The 18,831-nt window shown below is 48.5% G+C and carries 18 protein-coding genes; 14 read left to right on the top strand and 4 right to left on the bottom strand.

Annotation, left to right across the window (positions count from 1 at the left end; genetic code table 11):
- The first annotated feature begins 63 nt into the window (after positions 1-63).
- The 7 genes from ABWH99_RS21420 to ABWH99_RS21390 all read left to right on the top strand — a co-directional run bounded on the left by ABWH99_RS21420 (position 64) and on the right by ABWH99_RS21390 (position 6,632).
- The gene (locus ABWH99_RS21420; protein WP_375583825.1) at positions 64-1,293 is read left to right on the top strand and encodes a carboxypeptidase-like regulatory domain-containing protein; all 1,230 of its coding nucleotides are present in this window, start codon (positions 64-66) and stop codon (positions 1,291-1,293) included.
- A 66-nt stretch (positions 1,294-1,359) separates the two neighbouring features.
- Complete coding sequence (locus ABWH99_RS21415) at positions 1,360-1,647, top strand: septum formation initiator family protein (RefSeq protein ID WP_375583824.1); 288 nt, start codon at positions 1,360-1,362, stop codon at positions 1,645-1,647.
- Positions 1,628-2,206, top strand: a complete 579-nt coding sequence (locus tag ABWH99_RS21410; RefSeq protein WP_375583823.1) for a hypothetical protein — start codon at positions 1,628-1,630, stop codon at positions 2,204-2,206. The genes ABWH99_RS21415 and ABWH99_RS21410 overlap by 20 nt, the downstream gene beginning before the upstream one ends.
- Before the next feature lie 13 nt (positions 2,207-2,219).
- A complete protein-coding gene (locus ABWH99_RS21405) occupies positions 2,220-3,056 on the top strand; it encodes a serine O-acetyltransferase (protein ID WP_375583822.1) in 837 nt (278 codons plus the stop codon).
- Between the two features lie 11 nt (positions 3,057-3,067).
- A complete protein-coding gene (gene cysM / locus ABWH99_RS21400) occupies positions 3,068-3,946 on the top strand; it encodes a cysteine synthase CysM (protein WP_375583821.1) in 879 nt (292 codons plus the stop codon).
- A gap of 251 nt (positions 3,947-4,197) precedes the next feature.
- Positions 4,198-5,412: a hypothetical protein gene (locus ABWH99_RS21395; protein WP_375583820.1), complete on the top strand. Its 1,215-nt coding sequence runs from the start codon at positions 4,198-4,200 to the stop codon at positions 5,410-5,412.
- A gap of 191 nt (positions 5,413-5,603) precedes the next feature.
- Positions 5,604-6,632 (top strand): sugar phosphate isomerase/epimerase family protein, encoded by a 1,029-nt coding sequence (locus ABWH99_RS21390; protein ID WP_375583819.1) that lies wholly within the window; start codon positions 5,604-5,606, stop codon positions 6,630-6,632.
- Positions 6,633-6,693: 61 nt separating this feature from the next.
- Here ABWH99_RS21390 and ABWH99_RS21385 read toward each other — a convergent pair whose 3' ends face one another.
- The 4 genes from ABWH99_RS21385 to ABWH99_RS21370 all read right to left on the bottom strand — a co-directional run bounded on the left by ABWH99_RS21385 (position 6,694) and on the right by ABWH99_RS21370 (position 10,626).
- Positions 6,694-7,422, bottom strand: coding sequence for a ThuA domain-containing protein (locus ABWH99_RS21385; protein WP_375583818.1), 729 nt, complete (start codon positions 7,420-7,422; stop codon positions 6,694-6,696).
- Positions 7,423-7,683: 261 nt separating this feature from the next.
- A complete protein-coding gene (lysS, locus tag ABWH99_RS21380; RefSeq protein WP_375583817.1) occupies positions 7,684-9,408 on the bottom strand; it encodes a lysine--tRNA ligase in 1,725 nt (574 codons plus the stop codon).
- Positions 9,409-9,422: 14 nt separating this feature from the next.
- On the bottom strand, positions 9,423-9,590 hold the full coding sequence (locus ABWH99_RS21375; RefSeq protein ID WP_375583816.1) for a proline dehydrogenase family protein: 168 nt from the start codon (positions 9,588-9,590) through the stop codon (positions 9,423-9,425).
- Entirely contained in the window at positions 9,523-10,626 is a 1,104-nt protein-coding gene (locus tag ABWH99_RS21370; RefSeq protein WP_375583815.1) for a proline dehydrogenase family protein, read from the bottom strand. The genes ABWH99_RS21375 and ABWH99_RS21370 overlap by 68 nt, the downstream gene beginning before the upstream one ends.
- Before the next feature lie 136 nt (positions 10,627-10,762).
- Here ABWH99_RS21370 and ABWH99_RS21365 point away from each other — a divergent pair, with 136 nt between their 5' ends.
- The 7 genes from ABWH99_RS21365 (at position 10,763) to ABWH99_RS21335 (ending at position 18,830) form a co-directional block, all read left to right on the top strand.
- Complete coding sequence (locus tag ABWH99_RS21365) at positions 10,763-11,206, top strand: hypothetical protein (RefSeq protein ID WP_375583814.1); 444 nt, start codon at positions 10,763-10,765, stop codon at positions 11,204-11,206.
- Complete coding sequence (locus ABWH99_RS21360) at positions 11,203-12,618, top strand: hypothetical protein (RefSeq protein WP_375583813.1); 1,416 nt, start codon at positions 11,203-11,205, stop codon at positions 12,616-12,618. Before ABWH99_RS21365 ends, ABWH99_RS21360 begins: the two co-directional genes overlap by 4 nt.
- A gap of 571 nt (positions 12,619-13,189) precedes the next feature.
- Positions 13,190-14,296 (top strand): chorismate mutase, encoded by a 1,107-nt coding sequence (locus ABWH99_RS21355; protein WP_375583812.1) that lies wholly within the window; start codon positions 13,190-13,192, stop codon positions 14,294-14,296.
- Positions 14,297-14,455: 159 nt separating this feature from the next.
- Positions 14,456-15,493: a 3-dehydroquinate synthase gene (gene aroB / locus ABWH99_RS21350; protein ID WP_375583811.1), complete on the top strand. Its 1,038-nt coding sequence runs from the start codon at positions 14,456-14,458 to the stop codon at positions 15,491-15,493.
- A 43-nt stretch (positions 15,494-15,536) separates the two neighbouring features.
- Positions 15,537-16,763, top strand: a complete 1,227-nt coding sequence (locus ABWH99_RS21345; protein WP_375583810.1) for a 3-phosphoshikimate 1-carboxyvinyltransferase — start codon at positions 15,537-15,539, stop codon at positions 16,761-16,763.
- A gap of 82 nt (positions 16,764-16,845) precedes the next feature.
- Positions 16,846-17,679, top strand: coding sequence for a prephenate dehydratase (locus ABWH99_RS21340; RefSeq protein WP_375583809.1), 834 nt, complete (start codon positions 16,846-16,848; stop codon positions 17,677-17,679).
- Complete coding sequence (locus ABWH99_RS21335; protein ID WP_375583808.1) at positions 17,676-18,830, top strand: pyridoxal phosphate-dependent aminotransferase; 1,155 nt, start codon at positions 17,676-17,678, stop codon at positions 18,828-18,830. Before ABWH99_RS21340 ends, ABWH99_RS21335 begins: the two co-directional genes overlap by 4 nt.
- Position 18,831 lies beyond the last annotated feature (1 nt).

Raw genomic sequence — 18,831 nt, 5'->3', positions numbered from 1 at the left:
CTAATTTGGTATTTGGATAAAATGGTAGGTTTTTGATTTCCAATTACTTAGGTTTATCGGGTCATGGAGGCAATGAAACTGACCGTGTTTATTTTGTTCGGGCTATTTATCGGAGCATCACCCAGCGCCTTTCCGCTGATGGCCCAAGACATTACCCTAAAAGGAAGAGTGGTGGATCGGGAGTCGAAGGCGCCTCTTTCCTACGTTACCGTATTTGTCAATAATACGTCAACGGGCACGGTAGCCAATGAAAATGGATTATTTGAACTGAAAATGGCAGCCGGGAGGCATGAATTGGTTTTGTCGTTAATGGGTTATGAAAACCTGGTTTTTGCGAATGATTTTTCAGGTGATCTTCCGCATTTTGTATTTCAGATGACCCCAAAACCAATCGACCTGAGCGAGTGGCAGGTGGATGGAGAAAGAAGCCAGGAGTGGTACGATAATTTTCGAATTTTTGAATCCTATTTTTTGGGCAATAGCAGGTTTGCCTTGGGCTGCGATATTATCAATCCGGAAGTTTTGGTGATTGACTTTGCGCAATCCGTATTAAAAGTTCACAGCACGGATTTTCTAATCATTGAAAATCACCAACTGGGGTATCGTATTAGCTATCTGTTGACTTCCTTTGAGCTGGACACTGCCAAAAGAAAATTCCACTATCTCGGCTATCCCAGGTATACGGAAATGGAAGGCGGGAAAATGAAAAAACGTCGGTGGGAAAAAAACAGATCTTCCGCTTACCTGGGTTCCTGGCTGCATTTCAAGCGGAGTCTCAGAGATCGCACCACCAATAAATCGGGATTTGAAGTCAAAAAAATAGAGCAGGTTCCGAATCCGGATCGACCTTCGGAAAAGGTAATTTCAGAGGCGAGGCAGCAACTGGACGCGACAAAAGATTCGGAGTTTGGCATTTTCAGGGATTCTCTTTCGGCGATAGTAAAGAAAGAATCACTGCCGAAAATGATTCCTAAAGTAGGTTCGGTGCTTTTGAACGAAGAAGATTACAGTAAAGTAGTAGATGGCGAAGTACTATTGGAGTTTGCGGATTATTTGGAAGTCACCTATGTCGCGGGAAAAGTCGGCAGGGAATTCGCTCGTTTGTTTGTGCCGGGGCAAGCCCCAAAGCCCCCTTATCCGATTTCCACGATGAGCCAACTATCCCCTGTAGTGATCTACCCTACGGGATTGGAGTCCGATCCACTTTCCGTCTTTCTAGAAGGGTATTGGAGCTGGCAGCGAATGGGGGATGCGTTACCCATTGACTATAAATTTACGGAAGAAACTAATTAACCAATTAGCTGTTTTTGGAAGGATGGCATTTGTTTTCCTATATTTGGAGAAACATAAAGGGAGACAATGGCGAAATACCTTAAGTACACCAAAAACTTCTACTTCGTTTTTACCGTTTTATTCATTATCTGGATGGTTTTTATTGACAGCAATGACATCATCAGCCATTTTAAACTCCGTTCCAAACTGAACGATTTGGAAAACCAAAAGGAATTTTACCGGGAGCGGAAAGAGAAGATAAAGGCGGAACGAGAGGAATTGCTGAGCAATTACGAGCTGTTGGAGAAATTTGCGCGGGAGCGCTATTTGATGAAACGGAAAACGGAAGACCTTTATGTTATTGTGGAAGAATAAATGCCTGCGCGCCTGGAGTGTTTTTTGGCTGTTTCTTTTTTTTATGGGCACCTTGCCGACAGCCACGGCCCAACGGGTCATCTATCCGGAAGATAATCCACCATTAAAGGAACGCGTCTATTTCGGGGGGAATTTCAGCCTTCAATTTGGTTCGGTGACTTTTGTGGATATTTCCCCATTGGCCGGTGTCATGGTGACGGATAAGTATTCCGCAGGCCTTGGAGCTACCTATCAGTATATAAACAACCGGTTTGTTCAAAACGCAGATGCGCACATTTACGGAGGCAGGATATTCAATCGATACAATGTGCTCCCCCGGTTCTTTTTGCATGCCGAGTACGAAGCACTAAATGTAGAAGTAATCAACCCGATTCCAAATACGAACGAATTTGTGATTTCACGTGATTGGGTCCCTGGTTTGTTTGGTGGAGCGGGTTATTTTACTCCCTTTGGGGAGCGCGGCGGCATTAACTTTATGCTGCTCTACAACTTTTCTTACGACAATAGAAGATCTCCGTATAGTGAACCATACGTGATCAGAGTGGGTTTTGTATGGTAAAGCTACGAAAAGCATGGATTCATTTATAGATCGCTTGCACCAGGCTCACAATCACTGTCCGGAATGTCCTTCACCAAAAGTCATCAATCGTTTTTTTGACGAGGTTCTTGGTTTGCTTTTTCCCGAGCATGCCCACGAAATTTACCGTGAACGTGATAAGCTCGAAACAAAGTTTTTTGATTTAAGGGTGCAACTGCGGAAAATTCTGAAAAACAACAAGTCGCTCCACAAAGGCGATGGAGAAAAGCTGGCTGATGCTTTTTTTGATCGCTTGGAGCAGGAGGTATTCGAGCGCGTAAACGAAGATCTGCAGGCGATGTTTGAAGGGGATCCTGCCGCCAAATCCAAGACGGAAATCATCCGTTGTTATCCGGGATTCTATGCCATTGCCGCTTACCGGATCGCTCACCTGTTGCACAGCCTGGGTATTGGTTTGATACCAAGAATGATCACCGAATACGCACATAGCAAAACTGGTGTAGACATTCATCCGGGCGCGAAGATTGGTAGGTATTTTTGCATCGACCATGCAACAGGGATCGTGATCGGCGAAACCACCCGTGTTGGAGACCGGGTAAAAATCTACCAGGGCGTCACCCTTGGTGCGTTGAGCGTAAACAAGGAAGATGCCGATAAGAAACGACACCCGACGATAGAAGACGATGTGGTCATTTATGCCGGGGCCACCATCCTCGGAGGCGATACCGTTGTCGGGCAGGGAAGCGTGGTCGGTGGCAACGTGTGGTTAACCAAGAGCATTCCGGCCAAAAGTAAAATTTATTACCAAACCAAAATTTACGACGGCTCTTCCAATCTCACAGATTTTTATGTATTGAAAAGTGACGCGTGATTCTCCAGCCTATGAAGTTATTTGAGTTGATTGGGAACACTCCCTTAATCGATCTACAAACGATTCCTGAAAACCCGCGGGTAAAAATTCGTTGCAAACTGGAAGGTCAAAACCCGGGAGGCTCCGTAAAGGATCGCGCTGCCTATCAAATGATTCGTGCCGCACTCGACCGTGGCGATATTCGTAAAGGTTCCCGGCTTGTCGAAGCTACCTCAGGCAATACCGGTATTGCTTTGGCGATGGTCGCCAATCTCCTGGGAGTGGAGATGACCCTTGTCATGCCCGATAATTCGACCAAAGAACGTATCCTATCCATGGAGGCCTACGGAGCCCGGGTGATTTTAACGCCCGCCGAAAAAACCATCGAGTATTCCCGAACCCTGGCGGAGGAAATGGCCCGATCAGAAGGGTATTTTATGTTGAATCAGTTTTCCAATCCCGACAACTATCGCGCACATTACCAAACCACCGGACCGGAAATCTACCGGGATACAGCGGGCAAGGTTACCCATTTTGTTTCAGCCATGGGGACCACCGGTACGATTATGGGCGTATCGAGGTACTTAAAAGAGCAGAATCCTGACATTCAGATCGTCGGTACCCAACCCACAGACGGATCCAGCATTCCCGGTATCCGCAGGTGGTCCCCGGAGTTTCTTCCCCAGATATTTGAACCGCAACGGGTGGATCAGGTGATTGACGTGAGTCAGGAACAGGCCACGACCATGACCCGACGCATGGCCCGCGAGGAGGGTATCCTGGCAGGGATGAGTAGTGGGGGAGCGCTTCATGCAGCAATGGAGCTTGCCAAAACACTTGAGGAGGGATTGATCGTGTGCATTACCTGCGATCGAGGCGATCGCTACTTAAGCTCGGATCTTTTTGGCTGATGATTGAAATCCCACCTGTCTGCGCAACAGTACCTGAGGTTGGCTTGCAGATGGATCGGTCCTTCCGTCAATGATTGGGAGTAGGTACCCAGCTCGGAAATCTGCTGCCCGTCCAACACCATTTCTGTTCAAAAATTACCCAAAGAAAAAATCTGGCGCAGAAATGGTAGATCCTTCCGATCGGCAGGCAAAACGACCCCCAAAGTAGTAATCCCTTTTGCAAGGCGTATAAAACCCGTATATTTCCCATCATGATAGATTATTCCGCACTAAAGAACGCATGCCGCGAGAATTCGGATTTCACCGCTCGAATCATTGATAAGTTTCTGATCCATTACGCGGCAGATAAGGATAAACTTGGAAAACAAGCCGACCAGCAGCTCGGTGCATACCGGCATATTTCTGCGGGTATGGATAAAAGTTGGGTAGACTTGCTCAAATCCCAGTATATCATACATCGGGTGATGAAAGCAGAGGGGCTTATTCATAAGTACCTGAATCATGCCGCCATTTCCAGAATGCCCGAGGAGGACAGGGAATGGTTGCGAAGACAGGCAGAAACTCCCTGGAAATTTAGCTTTTCGCGAATTCTCGACAGTCCCGAAACGGATTTTTATTCCATGGAGGACCTTTTTTCGGGAGAGCAATACTTACTTTACTCGACGGGGATGCGTCGGATTTTGGCCCAACAGGATACAATGGAAACCTGGTTCAATCTGATTGGGTACAACGGTGCCTGCTGGCAAACCTTTGGACCTCTGGCCGGTTTTCGGAGTTTTTCTGCAGACGACTTTTTCTTCTTTGCGACAGAACTATATCCAACCATTGCTTCGGAAGAGGAATTGCTAGCGAACGTTGCGAAAAATCCGGTACCCTACATGATGTTGTTTGCAAGGTCCAATTATCCACTGACCGTTCACGAGGGGGAAGTATTGGAATTGATTATTTCAGAATTGGAAGATCAGGAAGTACCGTTGACTGCAATGGAAAAGGATTTTTTAATGGATCAGGTGGAATCCGTATACCGGATACGTCTCAAAGATTGGGCGGGAAAGCCGCATTTCGCGGCAGCTTACTATGACAGCGAAGAACGTTTGTTACAGGTTACGGCCATGACACAGCGGGGGTATGGGGTGTTGGCGGAAGCTCTTCGAAAGCACCGACTGCCTGTCGAAGAAGTTGCAGATATTTACGTGCGGCCAGCCATGCTTACCGTCACGGAAGAACTATTGAAAAGGGAGATTGAACTGATGCCGTATGAGCTGCTGTTCGAGGAGGAAGACCCCGAGGAGAATGAAGATTTGGAGAAGCTCAATGCATTTATTGGATTGGCCCTACCCGATTTGAATGCCGGAAAAGAGCCCGATGTGGAACGTCTTGCGGAACAGGTAGGGCTGGACCTGGAGGCAAACAGGGATGCTATCGAACAAGTCTTTGCGGAGTTTCACAAAAAGCGAAATAAATAAGCAAAGCTTTTCTTCTTTGGTTTGTCCGGCGGGACAAAAGAGCGGTAATAGTTGGACTGCGGGACGACACCCGGGCGCGTATCGGAAGGACCCGTTGGAATGATTCGCTTTCCGTATTTTGCAGATCGTTGATAAAATGATTTCTTTTTTCATTTTTAGCAACTAACTTTCCCATGAAAAAAACAAGACCCATGAATAACAGAAGATCGTTTATAATCAAATCGACGCTGGGGATGATAGGAGTAGGCCTGTCTCCTTCCTGGCTTCAGAGTGCGCCGTCCATCCTGCGGAACTACAACAAACCAAATTCAAAAATAAACGGAGTACAGATCGGTTGTATTACCTACTCATTTCGGTCGATGCCGGACCAAAGTGCTGAAGCGACGCTCAACTATGTCACTGAATGCGGAATCAATGCCATTGAGTTGATGGGCGGACCAGCAGAGAGTTTTGCGGGAATGCCGGAGTCAACGGTTGACAGGAGGAAATTGGGCCAACTATTGGGCAAGCAACGTAGGGGAGAATCGTTGAGCGTCGATGAACGCAAGGAATTGGTGGAATTGCAAAGGGAATCCGAAGCACATGGGAAGCTGGTTGCAGACTGGCGGTCCAACACGGATTTTAAGGCTTTTGAGAAGTTAAAGAAAATGTATAAAGAGGCCGGTGTCAGCATTTATGCCTTTAAACCTTCCGCTTTTGGAAGGGGCAATTCCGACCTGGAGATCGCCTATGGAATGAAAGCGGCCAAGGCGCTGGGAGCTTCCCATGTGACGCTGGAACACCCCTCCAACGATGCCCATACGCAAAAGTTGGGAAAAATGGGAGAAACCCACCGCATGGCTGTCGGGTACCATGGCCACGAACAGCAAACGTTTGATTTTTGGGACACCGCTTTGGCACAAAGCCCCGCCAACGGGTTAAATTTTGATGCGGGTCATTACATCGCCGCCGGGCACACCGATATCATGGATTTACTAAAAAAACACCACAAGCGAATCCTCAGCATGCATACCAAGGACCGTCAAACTCCCGCTAATGGGAAAGGAAACCTGCCCTGGGGGGAAGGGGATACGCCGATACAGGATATTTTGCATCTGATTCGGGACGAGAAGTATCGTTTTCCTGCAACCATCGAACTGGAATATCCCGTTCCCGATGGATCCGATGCCGTGAAAGAAGTGCAGAAATGCCTGGAATACTGCAGAGGACTATTGGGATAGTGGATGATGGGCTTCTGCCTGAACAGTGCTGCCGACGGGCCTTCGTTTTAGCAGGCAAGGATTAGTCTCTTCTCCTCATTGCTTTTCCGGACGCCCAAAAAATACTTTGAGCCAGGAGTTTTCGGTACATGGGATGAGCGAATGCATCCGGTCCATGGCCCGGTTGGATGTACACCGACCGGGTTTTTTTGGCCGGCTGTTGGGTCCATGCCAAAATGGGCATGCTTTGCGGATGCGGGGTTGAAAGCAGCGGGTCAACGGCCGCTGAAATCCACACATTTCCGTATATTTCGTCAAAAAGTTTGAAATCCTCCAATCCCTCGAGCAGGCCATTCCGGTTGTTTTCCACGTGTACTTTCACCGCGACGTCGTGTTTGTAGATGGATTGAAGGGAGGGATTCCCTCCATTCTCTACATAACGCCCGCCCAGGACGTTTTTGTAAAAATCCCACTCCTGGTACGAAACAAGCGCGTGGTGCAAAAAAACCAGTCCTGTACCCTTTTGGACCAGTTTTTCAAACCCTGCTTTTTCTTCGGGCGAAATTTCCTGGATCATGTCATAAAATACGAGCACGTCGAATTTGCCGTGGTGCTTTGCTAAAAAGTATTCCCGTGCTTCGGGGTGGGGCTTTTCGGTATACCGAATACCCGGCAGGGCATCCATCATTTCGAAAAAAGCAGGACGGTCAAAATCGTGTCCCCCTGTCAGCACGAGTACAGATAAATCTTGTGCACGGGCGGTGTGCGTCAGAAGAAAGAACAGCCACAATATCCAATAAGTTGTTGTCATTTGCATCGGAATTCATCTAAAAATAAGAAGAAACCAACGGAAAGAAAAATTTCAGAACGGGCAGGTGCGGTACGCAGAAAACCAAGTCCTGTCAGTCTAAATCCGGTCTTCGGTTGGTACTTTGGAGCAATGGGGGTGTTTCGCCAGGTTTTTGGGAGCCGGCAACTGAGTTTCCTACGCTCCCCCCTTTTTGTACTTGTCCGATAAGCAGAGGTAAAGTCAAAAAGCCCGAAGGTTTTTTTTCTTCGGGCTCGCAATGGATCAATGAGAATTGATCCATTTCTCCACTTCGTCCTTGCTGGGGTTGGGCACGTTTAGTTTCAATTTTTTTCGTTTGCCACAGACATCGTTAAACAACTTGCTTGGGTTTTGGGCCCGGAGTTGCTCCAGCGTATGAATGTTCAATTCCCGTACCACTGGAATCAACGCCGCCGGGATGCCCACCTGCATGAACTCCTCGTCCGTAGCTATCTTTACTCGCTTTTCGGGTTTCATTTGTGGAAAAAACAATACCTCCTGAATGGTACTCTTATTGGTAAGGAGCATGCATAGCCGGTCTATTCCAATCCCCAGACCAGAAGTAGGCGGCATACCGTACTCCAATGCCCGTAGAAAATCCTCATCCATGGCCATGGCTTCGTCGTCACCACGTTCAGCCAGTTTGAGTTGTTCTTCGAATCGCTCCCGCTGGTCAATGGGATCATTCAGCTCGGTATAGGCATTGGCGATTTCCTTTCCATTGACAAAAAGTTCAAAGCGTTCCACCAAGCCTGGTTTGTCGCGGTGCTTTTTAGCCAGGGGAGTCATTTCGATTGGGTAGTCGGTGATGTAGGTGGGCTGGATCAGGTGGTCCTCTACTTTTTCGCCGAAAATTTCATCAATTAATTTCCCCTTACCCATGCTTCCGTCCACCTCTATCTCCAGTTCCGCACAGACCGTTCTCAAGTCCGGTTCTTCCATGGTGCTCACATCAATTCCCGTGTATTCCTGAATGGCTTCAAACATGGACAGGCGTTTGTAAGGGCCTGCAAATTCGATGGTATGTTCTCCAACCTTTGCCTGGGTGCTGCCCAATACGCTAGAGGCAATGTGTCCAAGCAGCTCTTCGACCATTTCCATCATCCATACGTAATCCTTGTAGGCCACGTAAATTTCCATGGAGGTAAACTCTGGATTGTGGGTTCGGTCCATGCCCTCATTACGAAACATTTTTCCTATTTCGTACACCCCTTCAAACCCCCCAACGATCAACCGTTTGAGGTAGAGTTCGTTGGCAATTCGCAAAAATAGGGGGATGTCCAGTGCGTTATGGTGTGTGTCAAAGGGCTTGGCAGCAGCGCCTCCATGCACCTGTTGGAGAATGGGGGTTTCTACTTCCAGCCAGCCATGGTCGTCGAAATACCTTCGCATGGAAGAGATTACCTTGGAACGGGTAACGAAGGTTGATTTCACCTCTGGATTGACGATCAGGTCCACGTACCGCTGCCGGTATCGCAGTTCCGGATCGGTGAAGCCATCGTATACATTGCCCTCATCGTCTCTTTTAACGATGGGAAGGGGCTTTACGGACTTGGACAACAAGGTGAATTCCTGAACATGAAGCGATATTTCGCCGGTTTGCGTGGTGAAGATAAATCCTTTGAGGCCAATAAAATCGCCGATGCCCAACAGTTTCTTGAAAACGGTATTGTACAGGGTTTTGTCCTCGTCCGGGCAGATATCGTCTCTCCGCACATAAATTTGAAGCCGCCCGTAACTATCCTGAATTTCCGCAAAACTGGCCGAACCCATGATGCGGCGGCTCATGAGCCTTCCCGCTATGCTGATGTTCTTGTAGTCGTTTTTCCGATTTTCGTAGTTTTTATGGATATCCGCCGAGGTGGCATTGATGGGGTAAGAAAGGGCAGGGTAGGGATCGATACCTAGCTGTAGTAAGGCCTCTCTGTCTTTCCTTCGTTCTATCTCCTGTTCGTTCAGTAATTGCATGTGTATACCGATGATTATGCTATTGTTGGAAATTTAGGCAGGTGTTTTCTCCTGCGTAGTTCTTGATTGATGCGTTGTAGTTCCGTACTGGCCTGTCCGGACACGCCTGTGTTTTCATCCACTCGGCGAGCAAGATAAGGAAGTACCTCTTTTACAGGGCCGTAGGGCAGGTATTTGACCACGTTGTATCCGGCTTTGGCCAGATTGAAAGAAGATGGGGTCACTCATGCCGTACAGTTGCGAGAAGAATACCCGCTCGTCCGAACGTGAGAGTCCGTGAAGGTCCAATAGTTCGGCCAGTAGGGCATTGCTCCATTCGTTATGCGAACCACTGACCAGTGAAACCCGCTGCTTGTTATTGACGCAGAACAGCAGTGCCTCGTTATAGGCTTCGTCCGTGGCCTCTTTGCTGGCATGAATGGGATCACTTAGCCCCCTTGCCTCGGCATGTGCCCGTTCTTTTTCCAAGTAGGCACCACGGACTAATTTTGCACCCAGAAAATAGCCATTAGCTACTGCGTCGTGGCGGGCGTCTTTGAGTCGACGCAACATGTCTTTGCGGTACATCTGAAAGGTATTGAATACCACGGCTTTTTCGCTATTGTACTGACGCATGGCTTTCCGGACCCACTCATCTATAATTTCCTGAAACCAACTTTCCTCCCCATCTATCAGCAGCCGCACGTTTCGCTCAGCGGCACGGCGGCACAATGCCATGAACCGTTCCTCAGCCCTTTCAAAAGATGCTGTTTCGCCTTCCGATAGCTGCTGCTTCGCCTGAACCTTTTGCAGTAATTTCGTATCCGCAATGGCGGAGACTTTGAAAACGGCAAAGGCCAGGTGAGGGTTCTTTTCTGCTTCCTGAAGGGTTCGTTCGATTTCTTCGGCTGCGGCGACGAAACCCGCTTCCTCTTTTTTGGCTTCTACCGAATAATCCAGAATGGACTTTACGCCAAATGCATCCAGCATTTCGATCACAGGTCGGCAGGCGGCAATGGTTTCTCCTCCGCAAAAGTGGCGAAAAACGTTTTGTCTCACGAAGCCCGCTACCGGCAAGCCCATAGCAAATGCCATTTTACTCAGCCAAATTCCTGATTTAACCAGAAGGGGGTAATGCATCAAGCGAAACAAGGTCTTCGTTTTTTGCAAGTCCTCGTCCGAAAGGTGCGCAAAGGCAATTTCCAGATTATCGAAAGAAAAGTCAGGTTTTTTTTTCATTTACAGGGGGCAAAGATACCAAAAAAACAGGAAGGATCAGCGGTTAGTCTTTTCAAATTAACCGAATGCAAGGAGCCGGCTTCTTTTATTTTTCCCAATAATTCGTAAATTTATACAGGCTCACGCAATACACGGTATGGATGCTGTTTTTAAAAAGCTACAATTTAAATCCCAGAAAAAAGTACTGATCATGGCAGCCCCGGATTCATTTAAAGTCCCGATGGAGGCGATGGCAGCGCATACGCAAATTTGCGAACACCCGAAAGAAGGGGAGAAATTTGATTTTGCCCTGATTTTTGGAGAAACCAGGGCAGACATGGAATCCCGTGCCCGGGCCGTGCTTCCCCTGCTGGAAGCCGACGCGGTGTTTTGGATTGCCTATCCAAAAAAGAGTTCTAAAAACTACCGCGCTGATTACGACCGGGATAGTGGCTGGGAGCTCCTGGGAGAATGGGGTATGGAACCGGTCAGACAGGTAGCCATCGACGGAGACTGGTCCGCCCTGCGGTTTCGGAAGGTAGAAAATATTCCGAAACTAACCCGAAAGTTTGGAATGCTCACCGAAAAGCAGAAGCCTTGAAAAAAGCAAGGCATTGCCCCATGCGTGCAGAGACTGCCGCTGTCTTGACGACCGTTTTATCCGGATGGCTATTTTTCTCTGCAGCGGTACCGATCAGCCTATCGGGTGTTGCGCTGGCACAATCGGCGCCTGATCGTTCGGTGATTTCCGCAGCCGATTTGGATTTTTTAACAAAAATGACAATGGACGTGCTGGAGCATGCCAGGATATATCCCAACCAGGTTGTGTCGGAGGAGTTTGGTCCAAACAGAACCGGTGGTACCCTCGTCCGGCCCGGAGGAAGAAATGCGTATCCCTCTTTTTGGATTCGGGATTATGCCATGGCTCTTGAAACGGGCATGATTACCCTCGAAGAACAAAAGCACATGCTTTTCCTTACCGCCGCCAATCAGGCAGATCAGACCTGGATAACCTCAGGAGGCAGTTTGATCCCCATGGGGTCCATCCCGGACCATATCCGCATCGATGACGGCTTACCCATTTATTTTCCCGGAACCTACAGCTATGAATTGCAGGGCACCAGGGAATGGGGTAGCCTGCCGCCTTTTGGGGATGCGTTTTTTTTCATTCACATGGCCCACCAGTTGGTTGCTTCCGGAGCTGCGGTGGCAATACTCAGCGAGTCGGTCAAGGGCATAACACTGATTGATCGGCTGCGAATGGCTTTTCACGTGTCCCCGTCCCGACAGGAAAATCAGCTGGTTTTTTGTACGGAGCAATTCCGGGGGGTCGATTTCGGTTTCCGCGATGCCATTCAGTTAACGGGAGACTTGCTGTATCCGTCGATCTTAAAATTCCGCGCGGCCAATCAACTAGCAGAACTACTCGACCTACTGGGAGATCAAAAAGGGAGCAGGTATTACGAACGGATTGCGGAACAGATTCAGGAGGCTGTCCCCGAAGTGTTTGGAGATTCCAGTGGCTTATTAAAAGCAGCGACCGGAAGTAGCAATCAGCCGGACGTCTGGGGGACGGCCCTGGCGGTATACGAAGGAGTCTTGCAGGGAGAAGTCCGGGAAACTGCCTGCCTTACCCTGGGAAGAGCCTACCTGGACGGTACCTTGAGCTATCGGGGCAATATCCGACACGTACTTACCATTCATGATTTTGATGCCGATAGGGTCTGGGAGCGTTCGATGGCTCCCAAAAACCGCTACCAAAACGGGGCTTATTGGGGCACACCGGTTGGCTGGGTGGCGCATGCCGTGTATCAGGTCAATCCGGAAGCCGCCCGGAAGCTGGTCCGCGAATACATCGCCGAGTTGCTAGAAAATGATTTCCGGAAAGGGGCAGACTTTGGTGCCCCCTATGAATGCTTTGCAGCCGACGGCTACACACAAAATCCGGTGTACCTTACCTCCGTTGCCAGTCCCTTGGCCGTCTTTATTAAAATGATCAATCCGGAGAAATAGGGGACATGAGGTAGGTTTGCAGGGTAGCATGTTTTCAGCTGATGACGCATAATTCATCAACTTTAGAGATAAATTGCGAATGGAGCCATGAAAGAAAGTGTAGTATTACCAAGCTATCACTTGGGAAGTGATAGGGATGGATCGGGAAGATTGTGTATCATCTTTGACAATTTCCTACCTATGCGAAGTCCGAGTGGAGGCGTTCCCTCATTGCCGCAAAGCACTGGCTGAGATAAACCTGGGGGTATCAATACGATCATTAGCTATGATGTTTACCGGCTATCGTGCTAGTAACCGAGTCCGGTAGTTTTGAAGCTTCTGTAGAAGCGGAGCAGAAAATTGAAATTTTTTGGGCAAAAAAAAGAATAACTATTTGATTTTTACTAGGGGAAAGTTTACATTTGACGCATGAAAAAATTCGCAGCTACCTATTTTAGCTTCTTTTACTTTTACTTTCGTCCCTACGGCCGAATCGGAGCTGCGTATTGTCTTGAAAAAAACTAACAAAAGATAAACAAACAGGAAGCCCGATTCGAGAGAGTCGGGCTTTTTTATTTAACCTCAAATCAAAATGGAAAATCACTTACAAACGAAAGACTGGGGCTTGGGCCTGGACAGGGAGCACCTCATCATCGCCGGACCTTGTAGTGCGGAAACCCCCGAGCAAATCGAAAAGGTTTGCCTGGACATGAAAGAAGCCAATGTTGTTCCAGACGTATTTCGCGCGGGTATTTGGAAACCCAGAACCCGACCCGGTAGTTTCGAAGGAATCGGAGAGGACGGACTGAAATGGATGGAAATCGTACGGCACCATCTGAACATCCCCATTACCACAGAGGTAGGGAATACCGCACACGTTGAATCTGCGCTGAAGCACGGTGTCGATATACTTTGGATAGGCGCCCGGACCACTGTGAACCCCTTTGCTGTGCAGGAAATCGCCGATGCACTGAAAGGCGTGGACATTCCCGTGATGGTAAAAAACCCCATGAATCCAGATCTGGAGCTTTGGAGAGGAGCCCTGGAGCGCTTGCAAGCGGTTGGCGTAAACAAATTGGCTGCCATCCACCGGGGATTCAGCGATGCCTATGACAAAAAGTTTCGAAACAAGCCCAATTGGTCCATGCCGATCCATTTAAAAAGACTTTGGAAAGGCATGCAAGTGATCAATGATCCGAGTCACATCGTAGGAAACAGAACAGGCATTCTGGAAACTGCACAGCGGGCAATTAACTTTGGTTTGGATGGTTTGATGATCGAGACCCATCACGATCCCGACGACGCCTGGAGCGATGCCAAGCAGCAGGTTACCCCCCGGCAGTTGCGGGATATCCTGGATCAGATTGATTTCAAGCACACGCTTCAGACCGAGCATCCCTCCGAAAAACTCCAGGATCTGAGAAATGCCGTAGACCATTTGGATGATCAATTAATGGATTTGTTGGCCGAACGCTTTTCCATCATCGATCAGATCGGAGCACACAAACGGGAACACAATCTAACTGTTTTTCAGGCGGATCGCTGGAAGCACGTGATGGATTCCCGGACCCAGAAGGGCATGGAGAAAAACCTTAGCGAGAAGTTCATGAAGGAATTGCTTTATTGCATTCACGAAGAATCCGTAAAACGACAAGAGAAAAAACTCAGAGAAGGATTGCCTTCAGGAAAGTCTGTTTAACGGTTAAACCCGTTTTATTCAAAAGAAAAGAGAGACCGGTAGCTACCGGTGGCAGCAAGCAAATGCCGGTCGGGAAGCACTTGTTGGTTTTAATACCTGCCCGCTACTTTTCCGTGAATAAAACGGGTTTAATTTTTACCTTTACCAAAAAAACCAACCTTGGACACACTACTCTTTTCTTCTGATATTTTACAGGATCTTCCCCGCTATCTGAACACGAAAAAATATTCGAAATTGGGGTTGCTTATGGACAGTAAAACCATCAACCATTGTTACCCCATCGTTTCAGCAGCGCTTCCAGAGCATTCCATGCATGCTTTTGAAGCCGGGGAGGTACATAAAAATCTGGATACCTGCCGGGACATCTGGCAATGGATGACGGATGCTAATTTTGACAGAAAAACTCTCCTACTCAATTTGGGAGGAGGAGTAACCGGAGATATGGGAGGCTTTTGTGCCAGTACCTACAAGCGAGGCATTCGTTTTGTTAACGTTCCAACCACGCTCCTTTCTCAGGTGGACGCCAGTGTGGGGGGCAAATTAGGGATAGATTTCAATGGGTTTAAAAACCACATCGGAGTTTTCAATCAGCCAGAGGGCGTGTTGATTAGCGATGAGTTCCTACAGACACTACCGGAAGCGGAATTGCGGTCAGGCTATGCAGAAGTGCTTAAACACGGATTGATCCGGAATGAGAATTATTTTTACAGTTTAAAGACCGAAAATTGGCAAAGCCAGCAGTGGAAGGATATCATCGCTGTTTCGGTGGGTATCAAACGGGAAGTCGTCGACAAAGATCCAAAAGAAGATGGATTGAGAAAGATTCTTAATTTTGGACATACCATCGGTCATGCGATCGAATCCCATTACCTGGATACCCCCTACCATTTGCTGCACGGTGAAGCCATCGCAATCGGAATGATAACCGAAGCCTATTTGTCCCATAAGTTTCTACGGATGCCTGCCACGGATCTGGATATCATCCAGCAAAAATTGCTGGCCGTTTTCGGAAAAATCACTATCGCAGATACCGATTTCCATGCGATCATCAGGCGTTGTTTCCAGGACAAGAAAAATGATGGAGAGGTCTTGAACTTTTCCTTGTTGAAACGGATCGGTTCTTGCGACTTCAATATTGTCGTTGGTAAAGAAGCCGTGATCGAATCGCTTGAGTACTACAACAGTTTGGCCGACTAACTTGCGGCTTGCCAATAACCATTCAAAAGACTGCATTTGCACCATGAATACCATCGAATTACCGGTAAAAAATAGGTTTGGAAGCGTTCGGATTCCTCTTCCTTCGTCCAAGAGCGAAAGCAATCGGGTACTCATCATTGATGCGCTGACCTCCGGGCAAAACCAGCTTTCCAATCTGGCCGAGGCCAGGGATACCCAGACGATGATTCGACTGCTTCGGGAGGATCCGGAGGTGTACGATGTAATGGATGCCGGGACTACCATGCGTTTTCTGACGGCCTATGCCGCATTGAACAACAAGAAAAAAGTCCTGACGGGTACCCCTCGAATGTGTGAACGACCGATTGGGATCCTGGTGGACGCCTTACGAGAAATCGGCGCAGACATCGATTACCTTTCACAGGAAGGATATCCGCCCTTGCAAATCAATGGATTTGAGGGACAAAAGTCGGCAGACATACACATCCGGGGAGATGTAAGTAGCCAGTACATTTCGGCCTTGCTGATGAATGCCCCCCTGCTACCGCAGGGCCTGACGCTAACCCTGACTGGAAAAGTCGGTTCCGTCACCTATATTACCATGACGCTGGAACTAATGAAGGCGTTTGGTGTCAGGTCGCTATTTGAAGGAAATCGCATTCAGATCGCCCCGCAGCCCTACCGGCCGACTTCTTTTTCCGTCGAAAGTGATTGGTCCGGAGCCAGTTATTGGTTTAGTCTCCTGGCTGCCGCGGATTCCGGGGAACTATTTTTAGAAGGATTGAAATCGGATAGTCTGCAGGGAGATGCTCGCATTGTAGAAATTATGACCCGGTTGGGCATAAAAAGCACCTTTGAGCCGGGGGGGGTACGCCTGCAAAAAACTGCAGTGCTTGGGTTGCCTGCATTTGATTTTACACATTGTCCCGATCTGGCCCAGACGGTAGCGGTAACTTGCGCCCTGACAGGTCAAACCTCCGAGTTTAGCGGTCTGGAAAGTCTGCGGATCAAAGAAACGGACCGCATTTATGCCCTGCAGCAAGAACTTGCGAAAATCGGAGCTAAAATGGAGGAGCGGAAAAGCGGTGTATTTACCCTGCTCCCTGCAAGCCGTTTTCCGGAAAAGGTGGAAATTGACACCTACGATGATCACCGGATGGCCATGGCGTTCATGCCCCTGGTAACGCGGACACAGCTGCGCATACTGGATCCTTCGGTGGTGAATAAATCCTACCCCAGCTTTTGGAAGCATTGTGAATTATTGGGGCTAAAGGCGGTGCAAGGGGTATAGGGTAAACGGGGCCCACGCGCGAAAGGAATAGGTGCCGCAAGAGCCTGGGGGACCGCAATGAACGAAAAATAACGAAATGGTTTTGAAAAAAAAGTTGAAAATAGCCATTCAGGGAGTACTGGGCTCTTTCCATCACCAGGTGGCCCAGCAATACTTTGGGGCGGATATCGAACCCGTTGGCTACCACACCTTTGAGGAGGTGGCGAAAAGTGTGGAAAACGGGACGGTCGATTACGCCGTGATGGCGATCGAAAACTCAATTGCCGGGGCCATCTTGCCCAATTACGATATCATCGACCGACATGATTTGCACGTGACGGACGAGCATTACCTGCCCATCTCTCACAACCTGATGGCACTTCCCGGGCAACAGCTGACCGACATTCGTGAGGCCAGGTCACATCCCATGGCGCTACTGCAGTGCAAACGGTTTTTTTCCCAGCATCCGACTATACGAACGGTGGATGATGTGGACACGGCGTATGTGGCAAAAATTATTGCGGAGCAGGAAATAAAAGGATTGGCGGCCGTAGCCAGCAGCAAAGCTGCCGAATACTACGGATTGGAAATACTGGCAAAAGACATACAGACAGTGGCCAATAACTTTACCCGGTTCATTATCCTGCAGAAGGACGAGCCTGTACGAAAAGCCTCTCCGTCCAAAGCCAGCCTGAAGATTACCATACGTAACGAAAAAGGGGCCCTGGCAAAATTACTCACATTGATGAGTGCCTATGACCTGGATTTGACCAAGATTCAATCCATTCCCGTGATGAGTAAACCCTGGGAGTATACCTTTTTTATTGATACCCTGATTGCCGATGAATCCAAATTTGAGGAGGCATTGAAGCTTATTGAGCAGAAGTACGGAATGGTTAAACTATTGGGCGCCTATCAAAGCAGAAGAAAAGGATGAAAGGATATTCAAACCGGTTGGGAGAAGTTCAGGAATATTACTTCTCTAAAAAACTCAAAGAAGTTCAGCAATTACGGGAAGCCGGACGACCTATTATCAATATGGGGATCGGAAGTCCCGATTTGCCGCCCGATCCACGGGTGACCGAGGCCCTCAAAAGGACTGCCGATCTCCCGAATGCACATGGGTACCAATCGTATCAGGGGATTCCTCGGCTGCGGGAGGCCATGGCGGATTTTTATGTCAGAAATTACGGAGTCTCTCTTGATCCGCAATCCGAGATCTTGCCCCTGATGGGCTCCAAGGAAGGCATCATGCACATTTCCATGGCCTTTTTGAACGAAGGTGACGAAGTGTTGATACCCAATCCGGGATACCCCACCTATACCTCGGTGACCCGGTTGCTCAATGCGCATCCGGTGTACTTTGACCTATTGGAAGGTACGCAGTGGGAGCCCGATTGGGAAGCGTTGGAAAACAGGGACCTTTCCCGGGTAAAGCTGATGTGGGTAAACTACCCCCACATGCCGACGGGTGCTCCCGGAAGCAAGGAACTCTTTGGAAAACTACTGAATTTTGTACGTAGAAACGATATTCTGCTGGTTCACGATAACCCGTATAGTTTCATACTGAACGAACAGCCCAGGAGCATCCTGGAGTTGCCCGAGGCGAAAAATCAGGCACTTGAATTGAATTCCTTGAGCAAAACATTCAACATCCCGGGCTGGAGAGTCGGTATGGTGGCGGGCAGACAGGATTACCTGCAGGCCGTTTTGCGGGTAAAGAGCAACATGGATTCCGGCATGTTTTTGGGGATCCAAGAGGGCGCCATTTGCGCGCTGAACCTGGATACATCCTGGACTACGTCCATCAATGATATTTACAAATCCCGCAAATCCCTGGTTTTGGAAATGGCCGAAAGGCTGGGGTTGCAGGTAGCCGAGGAGGGTGCCGGAATGTTCGTGTGGGCGAAAGTGCCTCCTGGCAAAAAGGCCTTAAATTTGGTAGACCGGCTGTTGTACGAAAAGGATATTTTCATCACACCGGGAGAAATCTTCGGAAGCAGGGGAGAAGCACACGTTCGTTTTTCGCTTTGTGTAGACGAACAAAAGATAAAAGAAGCATTGAATAGGTTGGTAAATTACGACTAGT

It is taken from the genome of Cyclobacterium xiamenense (assembly GCF_042140265.1).
In the GTDB taxonomy this organism is placed as follows: Bacteria; Bacteroidota; Bacteroidia; order Cytophagales; family Cyclobacteriaceae; genus Cyclobacterium; species Cyclobacterium xiamenense_A.
Note: the sequence above shows the minus strand (reverse complement) of the source record. Positions and strands in the feature narration are given on the sequence as shown.